At 70.1% G+C, this 20,161-nt stretch carries 25 protein-coding genes; 15 read left to right on the plus strand and 10 right to left on the minus strand.

Annotated features, from left to right (window positions below):
* The first annotated feature begins 49 nt into the window (after positions 1-49).
* From NVV95_RS16420 to NVV95_RS16440, 5 genes are read left to right on the plus strand one after another with little or no spacing between them, the layout of a single operon-like run.
* A complete protein-coding gene (locus NVV95_RS16420; RefSeq protein WP_259487629.1) occupies positions 50-1,189 on the plus strand; it encodes an LLM class flavin-dependent oxidoreductase in 1,140 nt (379 codons plus the stop codon).
* Complete coding sequence (locus NVV95_RS16425; protein WP_259487630.1) at positions 1,176-1,781, plus strand: GNAT family N-acetyltransferase; 606 nt, start codon at positions 1,176-1,178, stop codon at positions 1,779-1,781. Before NVV95_RS16420 ends, NVV95_RS16425 begins: the two co-directional genes overlap by 14 nt.
* On the plus strand, positions 1,778-2,875 hold the full coding sequence (locus NVV95_RS16430) for an amino acid ABC transporter permease (RefSeq protein ID WP_259487631.1): 1,098 nt from the start codon (positions 1,778-1,780) through the stop codon (positions 2,873-2,875). The genes NVV95_RS16425 and NVV95_RS16430 overlap by 4 nt, the downstream gene beginning before the upstream one ends.
* The gene (locus NVV95_RS16435; RefSeq protein ID WP_259487632.1) at positions 2,872-3,633 is read left to right on the plus strand and encodes an amino acid ABC transporter ATP-binding protein; all 762 of its coding nucleotides are present in this window, start codon (positions 2,872-2,874) and stop codon (positions 3,631-3,633) included. Before NVV95_RS16430 ends, NVV95_RS16435 begins: the two co-directional genes overlap by 4 nt.
* A 59-nt stretch (positions 3,634-3,692) precedes the next feature.
* Positions 3,693-4,709: a transporter substrate-binding domain-containing protein gene (locus NVV95_RS16440; RefSeq protein ID WP_259487633.1), complete on the plus strand. Its 1,017-nt coding sequence runs from the start codon at positions 3,693-3,695 to the stop codon at positions 4,707-4,709.
* 11 nt (positions 4,710-4,720) lie between these two features.
* Here the strand turns inward: NVV95_RS16440 and NVV95_RS16445 are convergent, their stop codons facing one another.
* The 3 genes from NVV95_RS16445 to NVV95_RS16455 are packed head-to-tail and all read right to left on the minus strand — an operon-like array spanning position 4,721 to position 5,597.
* A complete protein-coding gene (locus tag NVV95_RS16445; protein WP_259487679.1) occupies positions 4,721-5,044 on the minus strand; it encodes a hypothetical protein in 324 nt (107 codons plus the stop codon).
* Positions 5,045-5,070: 26 nt separating this feature from the next.
* Positions 5,071-5,418 (minus strand): hypothetical protein, encoded by a 348-nt coding sequence (locus tag NVV95_RS16450; protein ID WP_259487634.1) that lies wholly within the window; start codon positions 5,416-5,418, stop codon positions 5,071-5,073.
* Between the two features lie 2 nt (positions 5,419-5,420).
* Complete coding sequence (locus NVV95_RS16455) at positions 5,421-5,597, minus strand: hypothetical protein (protein WP_259487635.1); 177 nt, start codon at positions 5,595-5,597, stop codon at positions 5,421-5,423.
* Between the two features lie 212 nt (positions 5,598-5,809).
* On the opposite strand from NVV95_RS16455, the gene NVV95_RS16460 reads away from it, so the two are divergent.
* Positions 5,810-6,190 carry a VOC family protein gene (locus tag NVV95_RS16460; RefSeq protein ID WP_259487636.1) on the plus strand — a complete coding sequence of 127 codons (381 nt, stop codon included), beginning with the start codon at positions 5,810-5,812 and terminating at the stop codon, positions 6,188-6,190.
* A 12-nt stretch (positions 6,191-6,202) separates the two neighbouring features.
* On the plus strand, positions 6,203-6,760 hold the full coding sequence (locus tag NVV95_RS16465; RefSeq protein ID WP_259487637.1) for a hypothetical protein: 558 nt from the start codon (positions 6,203-6,205) through the stop codon (positions 6,758-6,760).
* A 27-nt stretch (positions 6,761-6,787) separates the two neighbouring features.
* On the opposite strand, the gene NVV95_RS16470 is transcribed toward NVV95_RS16465, so the two are convergent.
* Positions 6,788-7,627: an aldo/keto reductase gene (locus NVV95_RS16470; protein ID WP_259487638.1), complete on the minus strand. Its 840-nt coding sequence runs from the start codon at positions 7,625-7,627 to the stop codon at positions 6,788-6,790.
* Positions 7,628-7,648: 21 nt separating this feature from the next.
* The gene (locus tag NVV95_RS16475) at positions 7,649-7,960 is read right to left on the minus strand and encodes a putative quinol monooxygenase (RefSeq protein ID WP_259487639.1); all 312 of its coding nucleotides are present in this window, start codon (positions 7,958-7,960) and stop codon (positions 7,649-7,651) included.
* A gap of 180 nt (positions 7,961-8,140) precedes the next feature.
* Between NVV95_RS16475 and NVV95_RS16480 the strand changes: the two genes are divergently transcribed.
* The 5 genes from NVV95_RS16480 to NVV95_RS16500 all read left to right on the plus strand — a co-directional run bounded on the left by NVV95_RS16480 (position 8,141) and on the right by NVV95_RS16500 (position 13,936).
* A complete protein-coding gene (locus NVV95_RS16480) occupies positions 8,141-8,821 on the plus strand; it encodes a GntR family transcriptional regulator (protein ID WP_259487640.1) in 681 nt (226 codons plus the stop codon).
* A 94-nt stretch (positions 8,822-8,915) separates the two neighbouring features.
* Positions 8,916-10,277, plus strand: coding sequence for an MFS transporter (locus NVV95_RS16485; protein WP_259487641.1), 1,362 nt, complete (start codon positions 8,916-8,918; stop codon positions 10,275-10,277).
* Positions 10,274-11,242, plus strand: a complete 969-nt coding sequence (locus NVV95_RS16490) for a dihydrodipicolinate synthase family protein (RefSeq protein WP_259487642.1) — start codon at positions 10,274-10,276, stop codon at positions 11,240-11,242. Before NVV95_RS16485 ends, NVV95_RS16490 begins: the two co-directional genes overlap by 4 nt.
* Complete coding sequence (locus tag NVV95_RS16495) at positions 11,239-12,387, plus strand: mandelate racemase/muconate lactonizing enzyme family protein (RefSeq protein ID WP_259487643.1); 1,149 nt, start codon at positions 11,239-11,241, stop codon at positions 12,385-12,387. The genes NVV95_RS16490 and NVV95_RS16495 overlap by 4 nt, the downstream gene beginning before the upstream one ends.
* Before the next feature lie 49 nt (positions 12,388-12,436).
* Positions 12,437-13,936 (plus strand): aldehyde dehydrogenase family protein, encoded by a 1,500-nt coding sequence (locus tag NVV95_RS16500; protein WP_259487644.1) that lies wholly within the window; start codon positions 12,437-12,439, stop codon positions 13,934-13,936.
* A 37-nt stretch (positions 13,937-13,973) separates the two neighbouring features.
* Here NVV95_RS16500 and NVV95_RS16505 read toward each other — a convergent pair whose 3' ends face one another.
* The gene (locus NVV95_RS16505) at positions 13,974-14,567 is read right to left on the minus strand and encodes a hypothetical protein (RefSeq protein WP_259487645.1); all 594 of its coding nucleotides are present in this window, start codon (positions 14,565-14,567) and stop codon (positions 13,974-13,976) included.
* The gene (locus tag NVV95_RS16510) at positions 14,564-15,064 is read right to left on the minus strand and encodes an RNA polymerase sigma factor (protein ID WP_310796089.1); all 501 of its coding nucleotides are present in this window, start codon (positions 15,062-15,064) and stop codon (positions 14,564-14,566) included. The genes NVV95_RS16505 and NVV95_RS16510 overlap by 4 nt, the downstream gene beginning before the upstream one ends.
* A 198-nt stretch (positions 15,065-15,262) precedes the next feature.
* On the opposite strand from NVV95_RS16510, the gene NVV95_RS16515 reads away from it, so the two are divergent.
* Genes NVV95_RS16515 through NVV95_RS16525 form a run of 3 tightly spaced genes read left to right on the plus strand, consistent with a single transcriptional unit; the run spans position 15,263 to position 17,179 of the window.
* Complete coding sequence (locus NVV95_RS16515; protein WP_259487646.1) at positions 15,263-15,889, plus strand: gamma carbonic anhydrase family protein; 627 nt, start codon at positions 15,263-15,265, stop codon at positions 15,887-15,889.
* Between the two features lie 2 nt (positions 15,890-15,891).
* Positions 15,892-16,647 (plus strand): CPBP family intramembrane glutamic endopeptidase, encoded by a 756-nt coding sequence (locus NVV95_RS16520; protein WP_259487647.1) that lies wholly within the window; start codon positions 15,892-15,894, stop codon positions 16,645-16,647.
* Between the two features lie 43 nt (positions 16,648-16,690).
* Positions 16,691-17,179, plus strand: a complete 489-nt coding sequence (locus NVV95_RS16525; RefSeq protein ID WP_259487648.1) for a YbaK/EbsC family protein — start codon at positions 16,691-16,693, stop codon at positions 17,177-17,179.
* A 30-nt stretch (positions 17,180-17,209) separates the two neighbouring features.
* Here the strand turns inward: NVV95_RS16525 and NVV95_RS16530 are convergent, their stop codons facing one another.
* From NVV95_RS16530 to NVV95_RS16540, 3 genes are read right to left on the minus strand one after another with little or no spacing between them, the layout of a single operon-like run.
* The gene (locus NVV95_RS16530) at positions 17,210-18,946 is read right to left on the minus strand and encodes an endo-1,4-beta-xylanase (RefSeq protein ID WP_259487649.1); all 1,737 of its coding nucleotides are present in this window, start codon (positions 18,944-18,946) and stop codon (positions 17,210-17,212) included.
* Positions 18,937-19,296, minus strand: coding sequence for a hypothetical protein (locus NVV95_RS16535; protein ID WP_259487650.1), 360 nt, complete (start codon positions 19,294-19,296; stop codon positions 18,937-18,939). The genes NVV95_RS16530 and NVV95_RS16535 overlap by 10 nt, the downstream gene beginning before the upstream one ends.
* Before the next feature lie 52 nt (positions 19,297-19,348).
* A complete protein-coding gene (locus NVV95_RS16540; protein WP_259487651.1) occupies positions 19,349-20,158 on the minus strand; it encodes a hypothetical protein in 810 nt (269 codons plus the stop codon).
* Positions 20,159-20,161: the final 3 nt, after the last annotated feature.

Here is a 20,161-nt window from a genome sequence, read left to right on the forward strand (position 1 = left end):
ACCTAACGTCGGCCCCACGACAGCGCCCCGCTGCGACGGAAGGAACCCCATGCCCATCGAATTCCTCGGCATCGCCGCCACCAACGACGGCAGCGAGACCCGCGCCCGCAGCGGCGCGAGCTTCGACAAGGAGTACACGCTGCGCCTCGCCCGGGCCCACGAGGACACCGGCTGGGACCGCGTGCTCTTCGCCTACCACTCGGGTTCGCCCGACCCCGCGACCGCGGCGGCGTACGTGGCTTCGAAGCTCGACCGCCTGCAGATCCTGCTGGCGCACCGGCCGAACGTGTCGTACCCCACCTATGCGGCGAAGGTCATCGCCACCCTCGATCAGATCAGCGACGGCCGGCTGACGGTGCACATCATCACGGGCGGGTCGACCGCCGACCAGGCCGCCGAGGGCGACTTCCTGACGAAGGACGAACGGTACGAGCGCACCGGTGAGTACATCCGCATCCTGAAGCAGGCGTGGACGAGCCGGGAGCCGTTCAGCTTCCACGGCACGCACTACCGCTTCGACGACTTCGTCAGCGACGTCTGGCCGGTGCAGCAGCCGCGACCGCAGGTCTCGTTCGGCGGGTCCTCCCCCGCCGCGTACGCGATCGGCGCAGCGGAGAGCGACATCTACGCGCTCTGGGGCGAGCCGCTCGCGAGCACGGCCGAGCAGATCCGCACGATCACCGATGCGGCCCTGGCCGCCGGACGGCCGTCGAGGCCGCGCCTGCAGGTGGCGTTCCGGCCCATCCTCGGCGCGACCGAGGAGCTCGCCTGGGAGAAGGCGGAGCGCATCCTGGGCCGGATCGAGGAGCGCACCGGCGTGCTCGGCGCGGCCGCCGGCGATCTGCGGAACCCCGAGAACGCGGGCTCGCAGCGGCTGCTCTCGATCGCCGAGCAGGGCGACCGCTACGACCGGGCCCTGTGGACGAAGGTCGCCGCGGCCTCGGGCGGACGGGGCAACTCGAACGCGCTCGTCGGCACGCCCGAGACGGTCGCGGCGGCGCTGCTCGACTACGTCGACCTCGGCGTCGACATCATCTCGGCGCGCGGGTACGACTACGTGGACGACACCATCGACTTCGGGCGGTACGTCATCCCGCTCGTGCGCGAGGAGGTGGCTCGGCGCGATGCCGCGGCTGCTGCCACCTCGGCGAGCATCACGAACGAGGAGCGCTCCCGTGCCGCAGCCTGACGAGTTCCGCTACGTCGCCGCCGACGACCCGCTCGCCCTCCCGCTTGTCACCGAGCTGACCGAGGAGTACGACGCCCGCTACGGCGACGCCTGGGGCGAACCGGCGTCGACCGAGCTGAGCCGCTACCCGGCCTCCGAGTTCGCTCCCCCGCACGGCGCCTTCGTGCTGCTGCTGCGCGACGGCACGCCCATCGCCGGCGGCGCCTTCAAGACCTTCGACCCGGCGACCACCGAGCTCAAGCGCATCTGGACCTCGAAGCACCATCGTCGTCAGGGCCTCGCCCGCCGGGTCGTCGCCGAGCTCGAGGAGGAGTCGCGCCGCCGCGGCTTCACCCGCGTGTACCTCACCACCGGGCCCCGCCAGCCGGAGGCCCAGCGGCTCTACCTCGAGACCGGGTACACGCCCCTGTTCGACACCGCGCTGAGCGCCGAGGAGGTCGTCATCCACGGCTTCGCGAAATCACTCGGGGCCGAGCCGCTCGACGTCGAGGACATCCGGCGGCGGCACGACGAGTCGCTCGCGCACTTCTACGCGGCGCTGCCGAACCGGCGGCTCGGCACGGGCCGCGGCACGCAGGAGGTGCTCGCATGAGCGGGCTGTCGACGAGGGTGCGCGCGGCGAGCGACGGCGGCCGAGCATCCGCCACCCCACCCGGCGAGCGCGGCGCGCCCGATGACGCCACCGCGCCCGGCACGCCCCTGCCGCCCGGAATCGACCTGAAGCGACTCGCCGAGCGACCGGTCGTGCCGCTGCGCCACCCCGTGCGCTGGGTGATCACCGCCGTCGTGCTCGTGCTCCTGCTGAACGTCGTGCAGACCCTCTTCACCAACCCCGCCTGGGAGTGGTCGAAGGTGGGCACCTGGCTGTTCGCCCCCGCGATTCTCAAGGGGCTGCAGCTGACGCTCGTCGCCACCGCGATCAGTGCCGTCGTGAGCTTCCTCGGCGGCATCGTCGTGGCGCTCGGCCGCATCTCGGGCAACCCGGTTCTCAGCACGCTGAGCTGGCTGTACATCTGGCTGTTCCGCTCGGTGCCGCTGATCCTCGTGCTGATCTTCCTGTTCAACCTCGGCAACCTGTACCCCACGATCGGCATCGGCGTTCCGTTCGGTCCGCAGCTCGAGGTGCCGACGTTCACGCTGCTGTCCTCCCTCGCGCTCGGCGTGATCGGGCTCAGCCTGAGCGAGATCGCGTACAGCGCCGAGGTGGTGCGGTCGGGCATCCTGGCCGTCGACCAGGGGCAGCACGAGGCGGCGAAAGCGCTGGGCATCCCGTCGCGGCGGCAGTTCACGCGCATCGTGCTGCCGCAGGCGCTGCGCTCGATCGTGCCCGCCTACGTGAACCAGATCATCGGACTGCTGAAGGCCAGCTCGCTGCTGTTCTACGTGTCGCTGCTCGACCTGTTCGGCGTGGTGCAGAACCTCGGCAGCACGTACCCGACCGACATCATCCCGCTGCTCGTGGTGGCGACGATCTGGTACCTCGTGCTGACCAGCGCCATCTCGGTGGTGCAGTACTACATCGAGCGGTTCTACGCCCGGGGGTCGGTGCGGGTGCTGCCGGCGACGCCGTGGCAGCGGGTGCGGGGCGGGCTGGGTGGGCTGGTGCGGTCGGCTCGGTCGTCCCAGTCGTCCCAGTCGTCCCAGTCGGCCCGGTCGTCTCACTCGTCCCCCGGGGGTGTCCGATGAGCGCGGCGATCGAGATTCACAACGCCACGAAGTCGTACGGCGGCCGCACCGTGCTGAAGGGCGTCGACCTCACCCTCGCCGCGGGTACCGTGACGGTCATCCTGGGCCCCAGCGGCTCGGGCAAGTCGACCCTGCTGCGCGCCATCAACCACCTCGAGAAACTCGACGAGGGCTACGTGGCCCTCGGCGGCGAGCTGATCGGCGTCACCGTGCGCGGCGACCGCCTCAAGGAGCGCCGCGAACGCGACATCCTCCGCCAGCGCTCCCGCATCGGCTTCGTCTTCCAGAACTTCAACCTGTTCCCGCACCTGACCGTGCTCGAGAACGTCGTCGAGGCCCCCGTCGCCCAGGGTGTCAGAGCAGCGGATGCGCGATCCCGCGCCCTGGCCCTGCTCACGCGAGTCGGCCTGGCCGACAAGGCCTCCGCCTACCCGCGGCAGCTCTCGGGCGGCCAGCAGCAGCGCGTGGCGATCGCCCGGGCACTCGCCCTGGACCCGGACGTGCTGCTGTTCGACGAACCCACCTCCGCGCTCGACCCGGAACTCGTCGGGGAGGTGCTGCAGGTCATCCGCACCCTCGCCGGCAGCGGCAAGACGCTCGTCGTCGTCACCCATGAGATCGGCTTCGCCCGCGAGGTGGCCGACCACGTGGTGTTCCTCGACGAGGGCGTGCTGCTCGAGCAGGGGCCGCCCGCGGAGGTGCTGGCGGCGCCGCGGCATCCGCGCACGCGGGACTTCCTCGACAAGGTGCTCGCGTAGCGCCTCCCCTCTCTTCTTCTCACCCCTGCATCACCCACCATCACAGCGAAGGACACACCATGCCCCACTCCACCCCCACCCGCCTCCGAACGCTCGGAGCCCTCGCCGCCGCGGCCCTGCTCGTGTCGAGCCTCGCCGCCTGCGCTTCCGACGCGTCGGCCACCGGCGCCGACGCGGCCCCCGACGGCACCGTCACCGTCGGCGCCCACTCCAACGGTGCGGCCACCGAGACGTCGATCGAGGTGTCGACGGTCGAGAGCATCCGCGACACCCTGCCGAAGGAGGTGCTCGACAGCGGCAAGCTCGTGATCGGTGTCGGCGCCCTGCCCGCCGGCTTCCCGCCGCTTGCCTTCACCGGCGACGACAACGAGACCCTCACCGGCGCCGAGCCCGACCTCGGCCGCCTGGTCGCCGCCGTGTTCGGCCTCGAGCCGGTCGTGCAGAACTCCACCTGGGACAACCTGTTCGTCGGCATCGACACCGGCGCCACGAACGTCGGCTTCTCGAACATCACCGACACCGAGAAGCGCAAGGAGAAGTACGACTTCGCCTCGTACCGCGGCGACAACCTGGCCTTCCAGGTGCTCGCCTCAAACGACTGGGACTTCGACGGCGACTACGAGAACCTCGACGGCCTGACCGTCGCTGTGAGCTCGGGCACCAACCAGGAGAAGATTCTGCTCGAATGGAAGACGAAGCTCGAGGCGGAGGGCAAGACGCTCGAGGTCGTCTACTTCCCCGACGCGAACAGCACCACGCTCGCCCTCAACTCGGGCAAGATCGACGCCTCGTTCGGCCCCAACCCGAGCATCGCCTACCAGAACACGACCTCGCAGTCGGGCGCCAACCCCACCCGCACCGCGGGCACCTTCTCGGGCGCCGGCGAGACCCTCGACGGCCTGATCGCCGCCACCGTGAAGAAGGACTCGGGTCTCGCGCAGCCGGTGGCCGACGCCATCAACCACCTGATCGAGAACGGCCAGTACGACCAGTGGCTCGCCGCCTACAACCTCGAGAACGAGGCGGTCGAGACCTCGCTCGTCAACCCGCCGGGCCTCCCGCTCGACAACAACTGAGCCGCCGGCCGTCAGGCCCCGTCCGCCCTCTCGGCGGGCGGGGCCTTCGTCGTGTCAGGGGCGTTCTTCGATCGCATTCGCCCGAGCATCCACCCGGCCCAGAACGCGAGCCCGGCGATGCCGCCCGCCACGACGATCGCTCCCAGCACGCTCCCCCAGCCGATCACGACCGCCCCTGCGGGGCTGAACATCGTGCCCGACAGCGGCGCATAGGCGAACCACCCGAACGACGCGGACTGCGGGGTCGAGACGACCACCGTGACCACGCCCGCGACGATCGCGGCGACCGCCAGCAGCGGAAGGGTCAGGTTCGCACGTCTGGGTCGGGCAGCCATTCCCCTAAGCTAACGCGGCCGCCGGGTCACTGCTCGGCGGGGTCGGTGCGGGGCTGCTCGACGCGCCGCTGCTCCCCGACAGCCGGCTCGATGCGGGACGATCCACGCCGGGCGCCATCGCGCTTCGTCCCCGCGACGACCCGTCTGACGCCGACGACGACGCCGAGCGACCAGAGCGGCAGCCCCACGAGCGCCACCACCCAGAGCGGCGCACTGCGGAACCCGTGCCCCACTGTCTCCCCGAGCCGCCACCCGTGGGCCGCGCACATCCAGATCGTCAAGACCAGGAACAGCGCCGACCCCACGACCAGAATCGTCGGATGCGCGGCGAACACGCCCTCAGCCCGCCTCCGCCGTCCCTCCCGCCTCGGCACGCTCAGTCCTCGAGGTCGCCGGCCTGCTCCGGCTCGGCGGCGCTCTGCTCGGTGCGGTCGCGCAGGCGGTCGGACATCTCCGACGCCCCCGCCCCCTCGTCCTCGTCGGCCGCCTTGATCAGCGCAGCGAGCTCCTCGTCGCGGGGCGCATCCGCGGTGCCGTCGTCGTTCGTCGTCATGGGTGTCTCGCTCTCCCGGTCTATTGCTCTGCCGCTCGATCGCTCAGTCGCTCTGTCTGTGTATCGCTCTAATGCTCGATCGCTCTATCGCTCTATCGCTCGGATGCTCGGCCCGCACGCTGCGCGCCGCCTCCCCTCCCCAGCGTGCCACCACGCACCCCACCTGTGCCCGAGGCTATCCATCACCTGCCCGCGCGATTAGGGTGTGGCGCATGATCGGATCCCTCGACGTGGTCGTGCTCGATTGCCCCGACACCCGCGCGCTCGCCCGCTTCTACGCCGAGCTCATCGGTGGCGAGAGCGTGCAGGACGACCCCGACTGGGCCGAAGTACTGCCACCGGGCGCGACCGGCCGCCCGCTGCTCGCCTTCCAGCGCGTCGACGACTACCGCGCGCCCGACTGGCCCGGTCAGTCGGTGCCCCAGCAGCTCCACCTCGACGTCAAGGTCGCCGACCTCGACGAGGGCGAGCGCGCGGTGCTCGCCATCGGCGCGACCCCGACGGGCTCGGGCACCGACACGTTCCGGGTGTACCTCGATCCGGCCGGGCATCCGTTCTGCCTCGTCGCACCCACCGACGACGTCGCCGAGTGAGGGTCGAGCGAAGTGAAGGTCGGTGGCGGCGTGCTCGCGATCGTTCCTGACCCCTGGGTCGCGGGCACACGATTGATCGGTACCGGATCAGACGACGGGGTCCCGTCAGAGGCCTCCGTCGAGGTCCGCTCGGCGACCGGCTCGGCCTTCACCGTCAGGACGCTGGTGCGCCTGGGCGAGCGCCTCGGCAGTGGCGGCCATCCGCACGGCACCATGACCGACGCCGTCTCGATCGCGGCCCTCGCGGCGGGCTCGTTGATGCTGCAGGCCATCCCGCCTGGTCTCCCCCGCGAGGAGACCAGGAAACGCATGGACGCCGCCGCCGAGACGTCGCAGTCCTTGGCTCGGGACCGCAGCGGCTGGGCATTTCTCCCGATGCAGCTCGCCGGCATCACATACGCACTCTGGTGCCGCTCGCACTGTTCCGGGTTCATCGCGCACGCCGACCTCGGAAGCCACGTGATGGCGGCCTGGGGTGAGGGCGATGTCCCGCCGGAACTCTCCGCCATGCAGTTCCGGGATCTCGGCACGACTCACGCCGGTAGCGCCCCCCACGGGAGCCACCCCTGAGCTGCAGAACGCCCACGGAGGTGGGCGTCACAGCATGGGCAGCCGCCGCGGCCGGGAACCGCGGGGGAATGCGGCGTCGATCCGGTCGAGCTCGGCGGTGCTGAGCGTCAGGGCGCCCGCCCCGGCGTTGTCGTCGGCGTGCTCCACGGTGGAGGCCTTCGGGATGGCGAAGACGGCCGGCCGGCGCACGAGGAAGCGCAGGGCGACCTGCCGGGCGGTCGCGCCGTGCTCCGCCGCGATCTGCTCCAGCACGCGGCCGCCCGGCGTGCGCGCATCCGGGAAGCGATCATGACCGAAGGGACTGTACGCGACCACGGCGACGCCCTGCCGCTCGCACCACGGGAGCACGGCGTGCTCGATCGCGCGCTCCTCGAGGTGGTAAAGCACCTGGTTGCAGGCCAGGCGCCCCTCCCCGCCCGACCGCCAGGCGTCCTCCAGATCGTCGACGTCGAAGTTGCTCACGCCCCACGACCGGATCTTGCCCTGCTCGCGCAGCTGCTCGAAGCCGGCGAAAGTCTCCTCCAGCGGATGCGAGCCGCGCCAGTGCAGCAGGTAGCAGTCCAGCCTGTCGGTGCCCAGGCGGGTCAGCGTGCGCTCGCATGCCGCCACCACTCCGGCACGCGAGGCGTTGCTCGGGAGCACCTTCGAGACGAGGAAGACCTCCTCCCGCCGCCCGGCGATCGCAGCACCGACCACCAGCTCGGCGTCGCCGTACATCTCGGCGGTGTCGATGTGCGTCATTCCGCTGTCGATCCCGTGACGCAGCGCAGCGACGGCGGTCGGGCGGTGGGCGTCGTCGATGTACCAGGTGCCCTGCCCGATCACGGAGACGTTCGACGACGAGTGCCCGAACGGGCGGTGCTCCATGGCCGTCATCCTGCCGCGCGCCTAGGCGGGCTGCTTCTCAGCGACGACATCGACCTGTTCAACGGTGGGCTCGCCGAACAGCACCCCGGTGTTCTCGCCGAGCGCTCGGCCGACCTCGCCCGACAGGTGGGTCTGGCGCCCGGTGTCGTCGGGGAAGGCGTCGAAGATGCCGAACGACGTGGGTCCGAACTGCAGCGCGAACCACCGCACCGTCTTCGGCTCCCCCTCCACGATCGTCAGCCCCTGGTTCAGGAACGCCCGGAGGTCGTCCGCCTTGCCGGGCAGCGCCTCCAGTCGCACGAGGAGTGCCTTGCTCACCTGGGTTGCCATCATCGGTCTCCCTTGCTCGAACGGCGTAGCCGGCCCCGGATCGTGTTCGCCCGGTGACGATGTCATCATGCCCACCGCGACCCCCTCGCACCTACGACGTTGACAGATCCCCCCTCGACCGGTAAGGACTCGCACTGGAGGCCTGGGTCATATATGATGTACGAAACACCACGAGGAGTGACGATGACAGCGACGATGCAGTTCGGTCCGGTCGGGACGACGTCACGCACCTCGCACGTGCTCGAGATCCTGAAGAACGCGATCCTCAACGGACAGCTCTCCCCTGGTGAAGCCCTCGTCGAATCCGAGCTCGCCGGTCGCCTGGGGGTATCCAAGACCCCCGTCCGCGAGGCCCTGAAGACGCTAGAGGGAACGGGACTCGTGGTCATCCGCCCGTACTCGGGCGCGACCGTGCGCGTCTTCAGCGACGACGACGCCGTGGCGATCTACGACATGCGGCTGCTGCTCGAACCCGAGGCCGTGCGCCGCAGCGTCGCCTCGGGAGCCGATCTCACCGAGGCGTCCGACGCCCTCGCCCGCGCCGCGGCCGCCGAGAGCGGGTCGGAACGCAGCCTCGCCAACCGGGCGTTCCATCGCTCTCTGTATCGGCATTCCGGGAACCCGCTGCTGCTCCAGACCCTCGACGGCCTCCGCGACCAGATCGCTCTGATCTCGGCCGGTTCGTGGGCACGCAGCGCCTCGTGGCAGCACGAGGCCGAAGAGCATGCACGGATGCTCGATGCAGCCCGCGCCGGAGACGCCGACGGCACGGCCCGGCTGGTTCACGAGCACATCGCCGATTTCGCCCGGAGGCACATCGCCCCGGTCGACCCGACGACCGCGGAAGGGGGATCGACCAGGTAGGAGGGAGACGGCTCGTTCACCGCCAAGATCCCGAGCCGCCCCGTCGTTCAACGCTCCTCACGGAGCGGTCACCGTCGCTTACGAAGGAGCAACGATGCTTCACAATGATACAAAACCGGCCGCCACGGCCACGCCCGATGTCCGCCGGAAGCGCAGCAGCATGCGCTGGACGATCGTGGGCTTCTCGGCCCTCGGTCTGACCATCGCCTATCTGGACCGTGCGGCGCTCGCCGTGGCACTGCCCTTCATGGCCGAGGAGTTCGAGATAGGCCCCGCCGTCCAAGGCGTTCTGCTGTCGTCGTTCTTCTGGACCTACGCCCTCTTCCAGATCCCCTCCGGCTGGCTGCTCGACAAGTTCGGGCCGCGCGTGATCTATCCCATCGCCGTCGGCTGGTGGTCGGTCTGGACGGCCCTCACTGCGCTCTCCACCGGTGTGGCCTCGACGATCGTCTTCCGACTCGGTCTCGGTATCGGCGAGGCGCCGGTGCAGCCGGCGAACGTCAAGGTCGTCTCCCGCTGGTTCCCGCGCCGCGAGCGCGCCTTCGCGTCGAGCCTGTTCGACATGGGTCAGCAGATCGGCACCGCCCTGTCCATCCCGGTGGTGACGGCCCTCGCCCTGTTCGCCGGATGGCGCTTCGCCTTCCTTCTGATCGGCGTCGTCGGCGCGCTCTGGGTGATCGGGTGGCTGGCCGTCTACCGCGCGCCCGAGAAGCACCGTCGCGTCAACGCGGAGGAACTCGAGTACATCAACTCCGACCAGGGTGAGATGGTGGCCGCCGCGAGCACCGGCGAGAAGAAGCCCTGGCGCGCACTGCTACGGAACAACCAGGTCTGGGCGCTCATGCTCGGCTACGTCTTCCGCTCGCTCGCCGGCGCCTTCTTCCTCACCTGGTACCCCAGCTACCTCCTGAACGACCGGGGACTGTCGAAGGAGGAGTTCGGTCTCGTCGGGGCGATCCCCGCCGTGATCGCGATCGGGGCGACGATCCTCGGCGGCATCGTGTCCGACCGGCTGCTCGCCTCGGGGAAGGTCTCGGCCGGTGCCGCCCGCAAGATCCCGATCATCGCCGGGCTCGTGCTGAGCGCCTGCATCGCTTTCAGCCCGTTCATCGAGTCGAACGTCCTCGTGATGGTCGTGCTGACGGTCTCGAGCGCGGCCCACTCCTTCGCCGGCGCGGCCATCCTCAGCCTTCCGGCCGAGGTCGCCGAGTCCCGGGACACGGTCGGCTCCGTCGCCGGGTTCCAGAACTTCGGGTCGCAGCTCGGCAACCTGATCAGCCCCATCACCATCGGCCTGTTCCTGACCGTCAGCGACAACTCCTACGTCGGGCCACTCGTGTTCGCCGGGCTGAGCTGCCTCATCAGTGCCGCCATCTACGCCTTCTGGGTGCGCATCAAACCGGTCGTCGCATCGGCCGACGTGATCGCTCCCCCCACCGAAAGGACCACGTCATGACGAAGACCGGTCTGCACCGCGACGCCCTGATCGCCCGGCTCTCCACCGTCGTCGGCATCCCCGTGGTGCCGTTCGACGAAGACGGCGAGGTCGATCATCCGCTGCTCGCCGCGCTCGTCGACCGCCTGATCGCCGCCGGCGTCACCGCGCTCACGCCCAACGGCAACACCGGTGAGTTCTACGCACTCTCGCCCGACGAGCGCCGCGCGGTGCTGAGCACGGTGACGGAGGCGGCGGCAGGTCGGGCGGTGATCGTCGGCGGGGTCGGGCTCGACCTCGGCACCGCGATCGCCGACGCCCGCTTCGCCCGCGACCGCGGGGCGGACGCCGTGATGGTGCACCAGCCGGTGCTGCCCTACCTCTCGCCCGAGGGCTGGGTCGACTACAACCTCGCCGTCGCGCGATCGGTGCCTGAGATCGGGGTGGTGCCCTACCTGAGCTCGACGCTGATCGGCGGCGAGCAGATCGCCCGGTTGATCGACGCGGCGCCGAACGTCGTGGCGCTGAAGTACTCGGTGCCCGATCCGGTGGTGTTCGCCAGCGTGCGCTCCGACGTCGTCGCAGCCACCGCCACCGAGGTGTTGTGGATCGCCGGACTGGCCGAGTCGTACGCCCCGGCCTACTGGCAGGGTGGCGCGCGCGCCTTCACCTCCGGTCTGGTCAATGTCGTGCCCGCGACCTCCCTGGCGATGCTGACGGCACTGCGCGGGGGCGACCCGGCCGAAGCCGAGAGCGTGTGGCGGAGCATCCGGCAGTTCGAGCACCTGCGGGCTCGCAACCGCTCGGCCGACAACGTCGCGGTGGTGAAGGAGGCCATGAACCAGCTGGGTCTCTGCCGTCGTGATCTGCGGCCCCCGAGCGCCCCGCTCGGGGAGTCCGCCCGCGCGGAAGTGCGCGATGCGATCGCCGACTGGCCCGCGGCGCCGCCGCTGCACCGCGCCGAGACCGCGGGGGTGCGGGCATGACGGTCATCGAGCAGCTCGACACCTACCTGCAGCGCGTCGGCGACCGACCGCGAGTGCTGGTCAAGATCACCACCGACGACGGGCTGGAGGGTTGGGCCGAGGTCTACAACCACGGCCCTGACCTGGCCTTCCCTCCGCTGCTGGAGTACCTGTTCGAGCAGATCAAGGGCATCGACGCTCGCCGCACCTCGTACGTGTCCCAGTTGCTGCTGCAGTCGTCGCGGTTCCCACCCGGCGCCCTGGGGCTCGCCGCCCTCGCCGCGATCGACCACGCGTTATGGGACATCGCGGGCAAGGCCGCCGGGCTGCCCGTCTACCAGCTGCTCGGCGGCGCCGTGCGCGACCGGGTGCGCGTCTACGCGGGTCTGTACTCGGCACCCGACCTCCCCGAGCTGCTCGACCGCACGAGCGAGCTGCACGAGAGCGGCGGCTTCACCGCCTTCAAGCTCAGCCCCTACCGAACCGAACTGCATCGGCACCGCTTCGGCGTCGTCGCCGCCGAGCTGGGGCGGTACTTCGGCGAGGTGAGGGATGCGCATCCCGACGACGTCGAGTTCGCCTTCGACGCCCACGCCTGCCTGTGGGCGCCGCAGCAGGCGGTGGCGCTCGGCGCCGCACTGGCCCCGAACGACCCGCTCTTCCTCGAGGAGCCGATCCGCCCCGAGCACCTGCCGTCCTGGGCGCGCATCCGCTCGGAATTGTCGGCGCTGTCGGTGCCGCTCGCCACCGGCGAATCGCTCTACTCTCCGAATGAGTTCCTCGGACTGCTGAGCGTGCAGGGCGCGGACATCGTGCAGCCCGACATCTGCGTGGTCGGCGGGCTGACCCAGATGGTGAAGATCGCGCACCTCGCCGAGGCCCACTACGTGCCCGTCGCGCCGCACAACCCGCTCGGGCCGCTCGCGACCGCGGCCAACGTGCACTTCGCGGCGGCCACGACGAACTTCTCGATCCTGGAGTACAAGCCCGACCCGGTGTCGTGGTGCCACGACCCCTACACCCCGGTCGACGGACACCTCGAGTTGCGACCGGACCGTCCCGGCTGGGGCATCACCATCGACGAATCCGCCCTCGTCGAGAACGACTGGGTGCACTGGGAACGACGCGTGCCCGTGAAGCCGGACGGTTCGACGGGGTGGATGTGAATCGAAGCCCCCTCCCCTCCCCGCGGCCGAGACGAAGGATCTGCACGACATGACCACCATCACCACCACCGACCCGGCGACCGGAGTGCGCCGCACCCTCGACCTCGAGGAGACCGACGCGGCAGGCCTCGCCTCTGCCGTCTCGTCCGCCACCGCCGCGACGGCGGAGCTCCAGGCACTCGGGCGCTCCGGGCGAGCCCGGCTGCTGGAAGCGATCGCCGACGCCCTCGATGCGCGGCGCGAAGACATCGTCGCCACCGCCGACGCGGAGACCGCCCTCGGCGCGGTGCGCCTGAACGGCGAGCTCACCCGCACGGGCTACCAATTGAGGTTCTTCGCCGAGGTGTTGCGCGAGGGCTCCTACCTCGAAGCCGTCATCGACCACGCGGGCGACACCCCGATGGGCCCCCGGCCCGATCTCCGGCGGATGCTCGTCCCGATCGGCCCCGTCGCCGTGTACGCCGCGAGCAATTTCCCCCTCGCCTTCTCGGTGCCGGGAGGGGACACGGCGGCCGCACTGGCCGCCGGGGCGGGAGTCGTCGTCAAGGCGCATCCCGCGCATCCGGCCACCAGCGCCCTCGTCGCGTCGGTGATCGCCGAGGTGACGGACCCCCTGGTGGGACGGGCGGTGTCGGTGGTCTACGGCTACGCGGCCGGGATCGACCTCGTGCAGGCGCCCGGCATCCGTGCCGCCAGCTTCACCGGATCACCGGGCGGTGGACGCGCGCTGGCCGAGCTCGCCGCGAACCGGCCCTCGCCGATCCCGTTCTACGGCGAGCTCGGGAGCATCAACCCGGTGCTCGTGTCTCCCGCCGCTGCTGCAGCTCGGGGCGAGAGCATCGCGGAGGGCCTCGCCGCGTCGATCGTGCAGGGCGGCGGACAGTTCTGCACCAAGCCCGGCATTGCGCTCGTGCCGGTCGGGCCGGCCGGCGACGCCCTCGTCGGGGCCCTCTCGGCGTCGGTCGCGCACGTCGGCGCGAAGCCGGCGCTCACCGCCGGGATGGCCTCGGCCTACGACGCCGGACTCGACGAGCTGACCGCGGTTCCGGGCGCTGCCCTGGTGAGCCGCGGTTCGGCGAGCTCGACCATCGGGTCGACGACCCCGGCCCTCGTGGAGTTCGTCGGCGACGAGCTGCCCACCCGTCTGGCCGAAGAATGCTTCGGGCCGGTGGCCGTCGTGGTGCGCTATCGCGACGACGAGCACGCCGCGCGGCTCGCCTCGGCGCTGCCCGGCACTCTCACCGCGACGCTGTTCATCGAACCCGGCGACGCCGGGGTGCCGATGGCTCGTGTCGCGGTCGCCGAGCGGGCGGGGCGAATCCTCTACGACCAGTACCCGACGGGGGTGGCCGTCGCCTGGGCCCAGAATCACGGTGGCCCGTGGCCCTCCACCGACTCCGTGCACACCTCGGTGGGGGCGACCTCGATCAGGCGGTACCTCCGTCCGGTCGCGTGGCAGAACGCTCCCGCCGCCGAGTTGCCGCCGGAGCTGCGCGACGGGCCCGTCGACCTGCCGCGCCGGGTGGACGGGGTGATGGTCCTTCCGTGAACGGAAGGCTCGATCAGGCGCGTCGCGGGTTTCTCGATCAGATGTCCTTCGCGGTGAAGAAGTCGAGCGTGGGGGCGGCCGGGTCGCCTCCGAACCGGCAGATCCAGATCGTGCCTGTCGGCATCGGGTCGTCGGGAGTGTCGAAACCGACAGTCACCTCGGGGACGCCATCGGGGGTCGGCTGCACGAATCGGAGGTCGTACTCGCTGGTCGCGACGGCGCCGGGGAACTCGTCCTGGCCGCGAGCGATGCAGAGATCCCACAGGGTCCGCGCGTCGTATCCGGCCACGAGATCCGGGGTCGGGGTCTCCTCGACCAGGGGCGGAGCGGGCGGGGCGGGCGTCTCGGTCGGGACCGTGATCGTAGGCGTCGGAGGGGTGGGCGTAGGGGTCGGGCTCGGTGTCGACGTCTCAGTCGGTGAGAGAGCCGCCGGCGGCCCGGCGAACTGAGGAACCCCGGCGATCACGACCGCGACGGCCGCGGCCGTGACACCGGCCACTAGCGCTGCGGTCGCGACCACCGCCGCGATCCGTCGGAGCGAGAATCTCCTGCCGGCGGTCGATCGTGCGTTCTGGATGATCACCCGGCGCATGGATGCAGCGAGCTGCGGGTCGAGGTCCGGTCCGGTCATCGTGTTCCTCCGGTCGTGATCGTGGTGCGGTTCAGTGTCGCCGAGACGTCGGCCGCGAGCCGTTGCCGGGCGCGAGACAGCCGGGACTTCACCGTTCCGACCGGGATCGAGAGGACGGCTGCGGCGTCGGCGGTCGAGAGCTGTTCGATCAGGCACAGGGTGATGATGTCCTGATCCCGTTTGGGCAGACGGGCGAGGGCGTCCCGCACGCGACCGGTCATGGACTGCGCGTCGATCCGGTCAGCGACATCGTCCGCCGGGTCCCTGAGGTGCTCCGGTTCCCGCATCTGTTCCAGAAGGGTCCGATACCTACGTCGCGACCGGTCCACGTTCCGGGCGAGGTAGTTGGCCGTGACGAGTAGCCAGCCGATGACCGAGCCGTCCACCACCCGGACGGATTCCCGTCGTCTCCACGCCTCGAGGAAGGTGGCCGCGGTGACGTCTCTCCGCGTCGTGCATCGTGGCGGACATCCGCTGTGCTTGATGGAAGACGCGATTGCGGTGCAGGTCGAAGATCATGGCGAACGCGCGCGAGTCGCCGGCTCGGGCCGAAGCCCAGGTGGCTTCTTCGTCGTCAGGTGTAGTGGTGGTCACACTAAGAGATTGTCGTCAGCCGCGCCTCGGTTCCCGAATCGACGAAAAATCTTTCGCGCCGCAGCCTCGCTATCGTGACGGATGACGAGAGGAGCCAGCGAATGCTCATCAGACACCGTGGCCACGAACCCTCGATCCATGCGTCCGCCTACATCGCACCGTCCGCGGTCATCGTCGGCCAGGTGCGGATCGAGGCGGGCGTCCGAGTCCTGCACAGCGCGGTCGTCACCGCCGAGGACGGCGCCGTCACGATCGGCGAGAACACCGTCCTGATGGAACACGCTCTGATCCGCGGCCGATCCCGCCACCCGGTCTCGATCGGGACGGCGGTCATGATCGGGCCCCACACCCACGTGAACGGCAGCACCGTGGCCGACGACGCGTTCATCGCGACCGGTGCTTCGCTGTTCCCCGGCAGCCGCATCGGCCGCGGGGCCGAGGTGCGCATCAACGGCGTCGTGCAGGTGAACACCGTGCTCGAGGCGAGGGCGGTGGTGCCGATCGGATGGGTCGCGGTCGGATCGCCGGCGTCGATCCTCCCGCCCGAGCGCCACGACGAGATCTGGGCGATCCAGAAGGAGCTCCACTTCACCGAGACGGTCTACGGCGCAGGACGCGAGGTGTCGATGGCCGAGCTCATGCGAGGGCAGTCCGACTTCTACGGGTCACACATGGATGACGAGATAATCGAGCAGGACTCTGCCTCGTCCTCCGAGCGGAAGGCTTGATCGTGCGCGTCACTCCTCGGATCTGGATCGGGCTGGCGATCTGGGCCGGCTACGTCCTGGTGATCTTCGTCGTGTCGACCATCAGCGGTGTGCCCTTCCCCGAGATCGGCACCTCCGCCGAGTCGACCTGGCGGGGAGCCGTGCTCGATCTCGCCGTCGGCGCCATCGGTCTCGTGGTGGTCGCGACGCTGCTGGGGTGGTGGCGCCCCGCGCTCTTCGAACGGCGCCGGTCACAGCACAGCTGGCCGGTGTTCGTGCCCGTCATCATGCTCGCCGCCGCGGTGCTGAACCTGATCAACACGGACTGGTCGCAATTCGACGCGTCGTTTTTGCTCGCGCTGGTGGCACTCGGGGTTCTCGTCGGGTTCAACGAGGAGCTGATGGCCCGGGGCCTGCTGCTGACCGCGCTCCGGTCGCGCCTCGGTGAGGGCTGGGTCTGGTTCCTCTCCAGCGCCCTGTTCGGGGTGATGCACCTCGTCAACGCCGCACTCGGCGCCCCACTGGGAAGCTCGCTGCTCCAGGCGGTGCTGGCGTTCGCATCGGGGACGGCGTTCTACATCGTGCGCCGCGTCACCGGCTCGCTGATCTGGGCGATGCTGCTGCACGGGCTGTGGGACGTGTCGGTGTTCTCGGTCGGCCATGCGCCCATCTCGACCGCGTTGGGAGCCGTTCTCGGACCGGTCGTCGGCATCCTCTCGCTCGCCGTCGTCTACTGGGTGATCAAGGGAACCGACGAACGGGTACCCGCGACCTCGTGACGGGGCGGGGCGATCACGATACCTGAGGAAGGATTCACCCACCATGACCGATGACCAGCAGCTGCCCGAGCGCAGCCGGATCGTGCAACAGCACCTCGCCGACGCGGGGATCGCCGCACGCGTGCGCGAGTTGCCCGATTCCACCCGCACCGCGGCCGAGGCCGCTGGCGCGCTCGGGTGCGAGGTCGGGGCCATCGCCAGCAGCCTCGTGTTCCTGGCCGACGACGAGCCTGTGCTGGTGATGACCAGCGGCCGTCACCGAGTGGACACGGGCGTTCTCGCCGGCCAGCTCGGTGCGGCGACGGTCGTGATGGCGACGGCGAAGCAGGTGCGAACGATCACGGGTCAGGCCATCGGCGGGGTCGCGCCCGTGGGGCATCCGGCCCCTGTGCGCACCGTGATCGATGACGCGCTGTCCGCGTACGACACGATCTGGGCCGCGGGCGGCACTCCGCACACCGTCGTGCCGCTGACTTTCGAGCAGCTCACGCGGCTCACCGGCGGCACCCCTGTCACGGTCGCTGCCGATTGAGCTCACGATGACGGAACGACGACGTGGGGGTCACCCGTCGAGGACATCTCGCAGCGCCTGATACGCAGGCGTCGGCTCGCCGTCGTCGAACAGGAGGTCGTGGCCCTGCTCCGGCGTGCCGTCGTCGCCGAGGAACCAGTCGTACCGGTCGTCCACTCCCCAGGTCGTGTACGAGACACAGGTCACCGACCGGATGCACGTGCGGAGGATCGTCGCGAACTGATCCGCCTGGACCCGCTCGCCCTCGGAGTCCGGGACGTCGTTCTCGGAGATCCGGACTGTCAGGCCCGCGTCGCCGAAGGCCTCCAACGTCGTCTCGAGATCCTCGGCGGAGATGGCATCGGTGTCGAGGTCGTAGACGTGGGACTGGAGCCCCACGCCGGCGATGTGGCCGCCCTGCCGGTTGGTCTCGAGAGCGAGTTCTCGAAGAGCATCCTGTCGCTCACCCGGCACGTCGGCACCGTTCTCGTTGATGAACTGCAGCACGGCGGGGTCGGCGTCGTGGACGGCCTGCGACACGACGACCGGGTAGGCCGGCCCGAAGACGCGGTACCAGATGTTCTGCTGCAGGCGTGTGCTCTGATCGACGTCGAACGGCTCGTTCACGACGTCGAGGGAATGCAGGCGGCCCGCGAAGTGGGTGACCACCGTCGTCACGTAGTCGAGCAGGATCGCGCCGCTGTCTAGACGCTCCTGCTCGGTGTCGGCGGGCAGGTCGCGCATCCAGCTCGGCATCGCTTCGCTGAAGGCGATGGTGTGGCCGTGCACCGCGATGCCTTTGCTCTCCGCCAGGTCGAGCAGGGCGTCGGCCTCCTCGAAGGTGTACTCGCCCTGGCGGGGGGAGAGCGCCTGCGGCTTCATGGCGTTCTCGGGGGTCACGGCGCCGAAATCGCGGATGAGGGCGCCGGCGTAGTCCGCGTCGGCGGCGAGCGGGCCGAGGGCTGCGGCCGCGCCGACCAGGAAGCCCGGGCGAGCGCGGGAGGCGAGTGTCTGGAGTCCGTTGGACGATCGTTCTGCGTGGGCGGCGATAGGCCCCGCCGTGGTGAGGGATGCGCCGGCGGACGCCGCGGCGGTGAACGAGCTGACCGTGAACGACCCATCGGCGCTCGACAGGCCCAGCCACAGGGTCCCGGAGTCGAAGACGGCGGCGTGAAGCAGTGAGACCACGACGTCGCCGGCGCTCGAGATCTCGATCCTGTCACCAGTACGGGACACCCCGAGCTCTGCCTCGGGGTCAGAGAGCGGGACTGTCTCGGTCTGCGCAGGCTGGGTGTCCTGGGGCGAGCCGTCGAGGACGTCCACCTGCAGCTGGTCGCCGCGGAGGGTGAGGCGAAGGCCCGGAGGCTCGATGCGGAACTCGTCGGCGATCACCGGTGGGCTGTCGTAGATCGCGAGGGTGGCGTCGGCGGTGGCGTTCTCGATAGTGGCGCTGATCACGAAGTCGCCGTCGGACACGAGATGCGTTCCCGCGAGGTCGACCGGCGGGTCGGGTCGCCCTCCCCCACCGTCCTGGTCGACGATCTGCCGCCCGGTCGAGGTCACGCTCAAGCCGCTGTCGTCGGCGCTGATTCCGGGCACGTTCCGCCAGTCCTGCTGCAGCAGGTCGATGGCGACGTCTGGGGTGGGGTGCGGTTCGATCGGCGTGCAGGCAGCGAGCGCGAGGACGAGGGCGGCGGTCGCGACCCCGGCGGCGCCAAAGCGCCGAGCATTCGGGGTGACGCGGGTCCGAGCATCCGTCACCTGACGCGGCCGGCGAGCTAGTCCCATCGGATCACCATCGACCGAGCGACGAGGAGGGCGGTTCCGATGGTGATGAGACAGACCACCACGAACGTTCCCGGCCAGCTGCCCGAGTAGGTCGTGACCGTGCCGTCGCCCGTGGCAGCAGCCCAGGTGCACGACCGCCCGATCGGCCAGAGCGACGGCGCACCGGCGATGCCGTCGGGGCGTTCGGACACCTCGGCCGCCTCCGAGTACGGACCCTCGACGATGCACTTGTACGTCGACCCCTTGTAGTTCGACGGCACGAGGAGGGCCAGAGTGAGGAACGCCCCGAGGAGAATCAGGATCAGCCCGGCTGCCGTCAGGCCTCTCGTGGCGCGACTGGTCCGACCCATGCCCCCACCCTAAGGCGGCGTGGACGCGTGCCGTGCTGAGCCCGTGTTCCCCTCATCCCTCGGCGGGAGGGGTGAATCCGAGGTCGAACCCTCGTTCGATCTGTTCGCGCGCGAGTCGTTCCTGGGTGTCGTAGCCGGCGATGAGGTACTCGCCGACGACCGTCGTGCCGTCGGATTCGTACACGGGGACGAAGCGATCGGCCCGCCCCTCCCCCGAATCGAGGTAGCGCTGAACGTCCTCCATGGTGGCCTGAGTGGGATCGATCATCGCAGCGTCGACCTCGGAGACCCGCACGTAGCCCCTCTGCCCGTTCGTCGCCGTCGCCGCGGCAAGGTCGGCCATCTGATTCTGCTTCTGAGCCCCGTAGGTCTCTCCGGCCTGATTGGTGCCCCATTCCGTCTGCACTTCGCGACTGAACGCTGCCGTGACGTCGACCTCCAGGCCAGGATCGAGCTCGATGTTGAGAGTGGACTGCTGCCAGAGGGACAGATCCACCACCCCGCGCTTGACGGCACCCAGCTGGTTCGCCGAGCAGGAGATGCCGCCGTAGTTCGCCACCCAGAACGTGCCTTCCGAGCCGCACACCGCGGAGAAGCTGATGCTGGTCGCCTCCGCCGGCGGTGCTCCCAAGCTCAGCACTCCCGATTCCGTGAACGTCGCGGAGACGGGCGAACTCAGCGAGGCGAAGACGGGGGCGCCGGGAGGTGCCGTGAGGGATGCTGTCGCCACGCCCGCCCCGGACACCGCGATAAGGCTCAGCAGTCCGACACCTGCCCAGGCGAACCTCCGCCGAGGGCTCCTGCGTTTGCCGACGTGATCGGTCAGAGCCTCGCGGAATCCGGCAGCGAACAGCGGATCCATCGT

Source organism: Herbiconiux gentiana (assembly GCF_024978135.1).
In the GTDB taxonomy this organism is placed as follows: Bacteria; Actinomycetota; Actinomycetes; order Actinomycetales; family Microbacteriaceae; genus Herbiconiux; species Herbiconiux gentiana.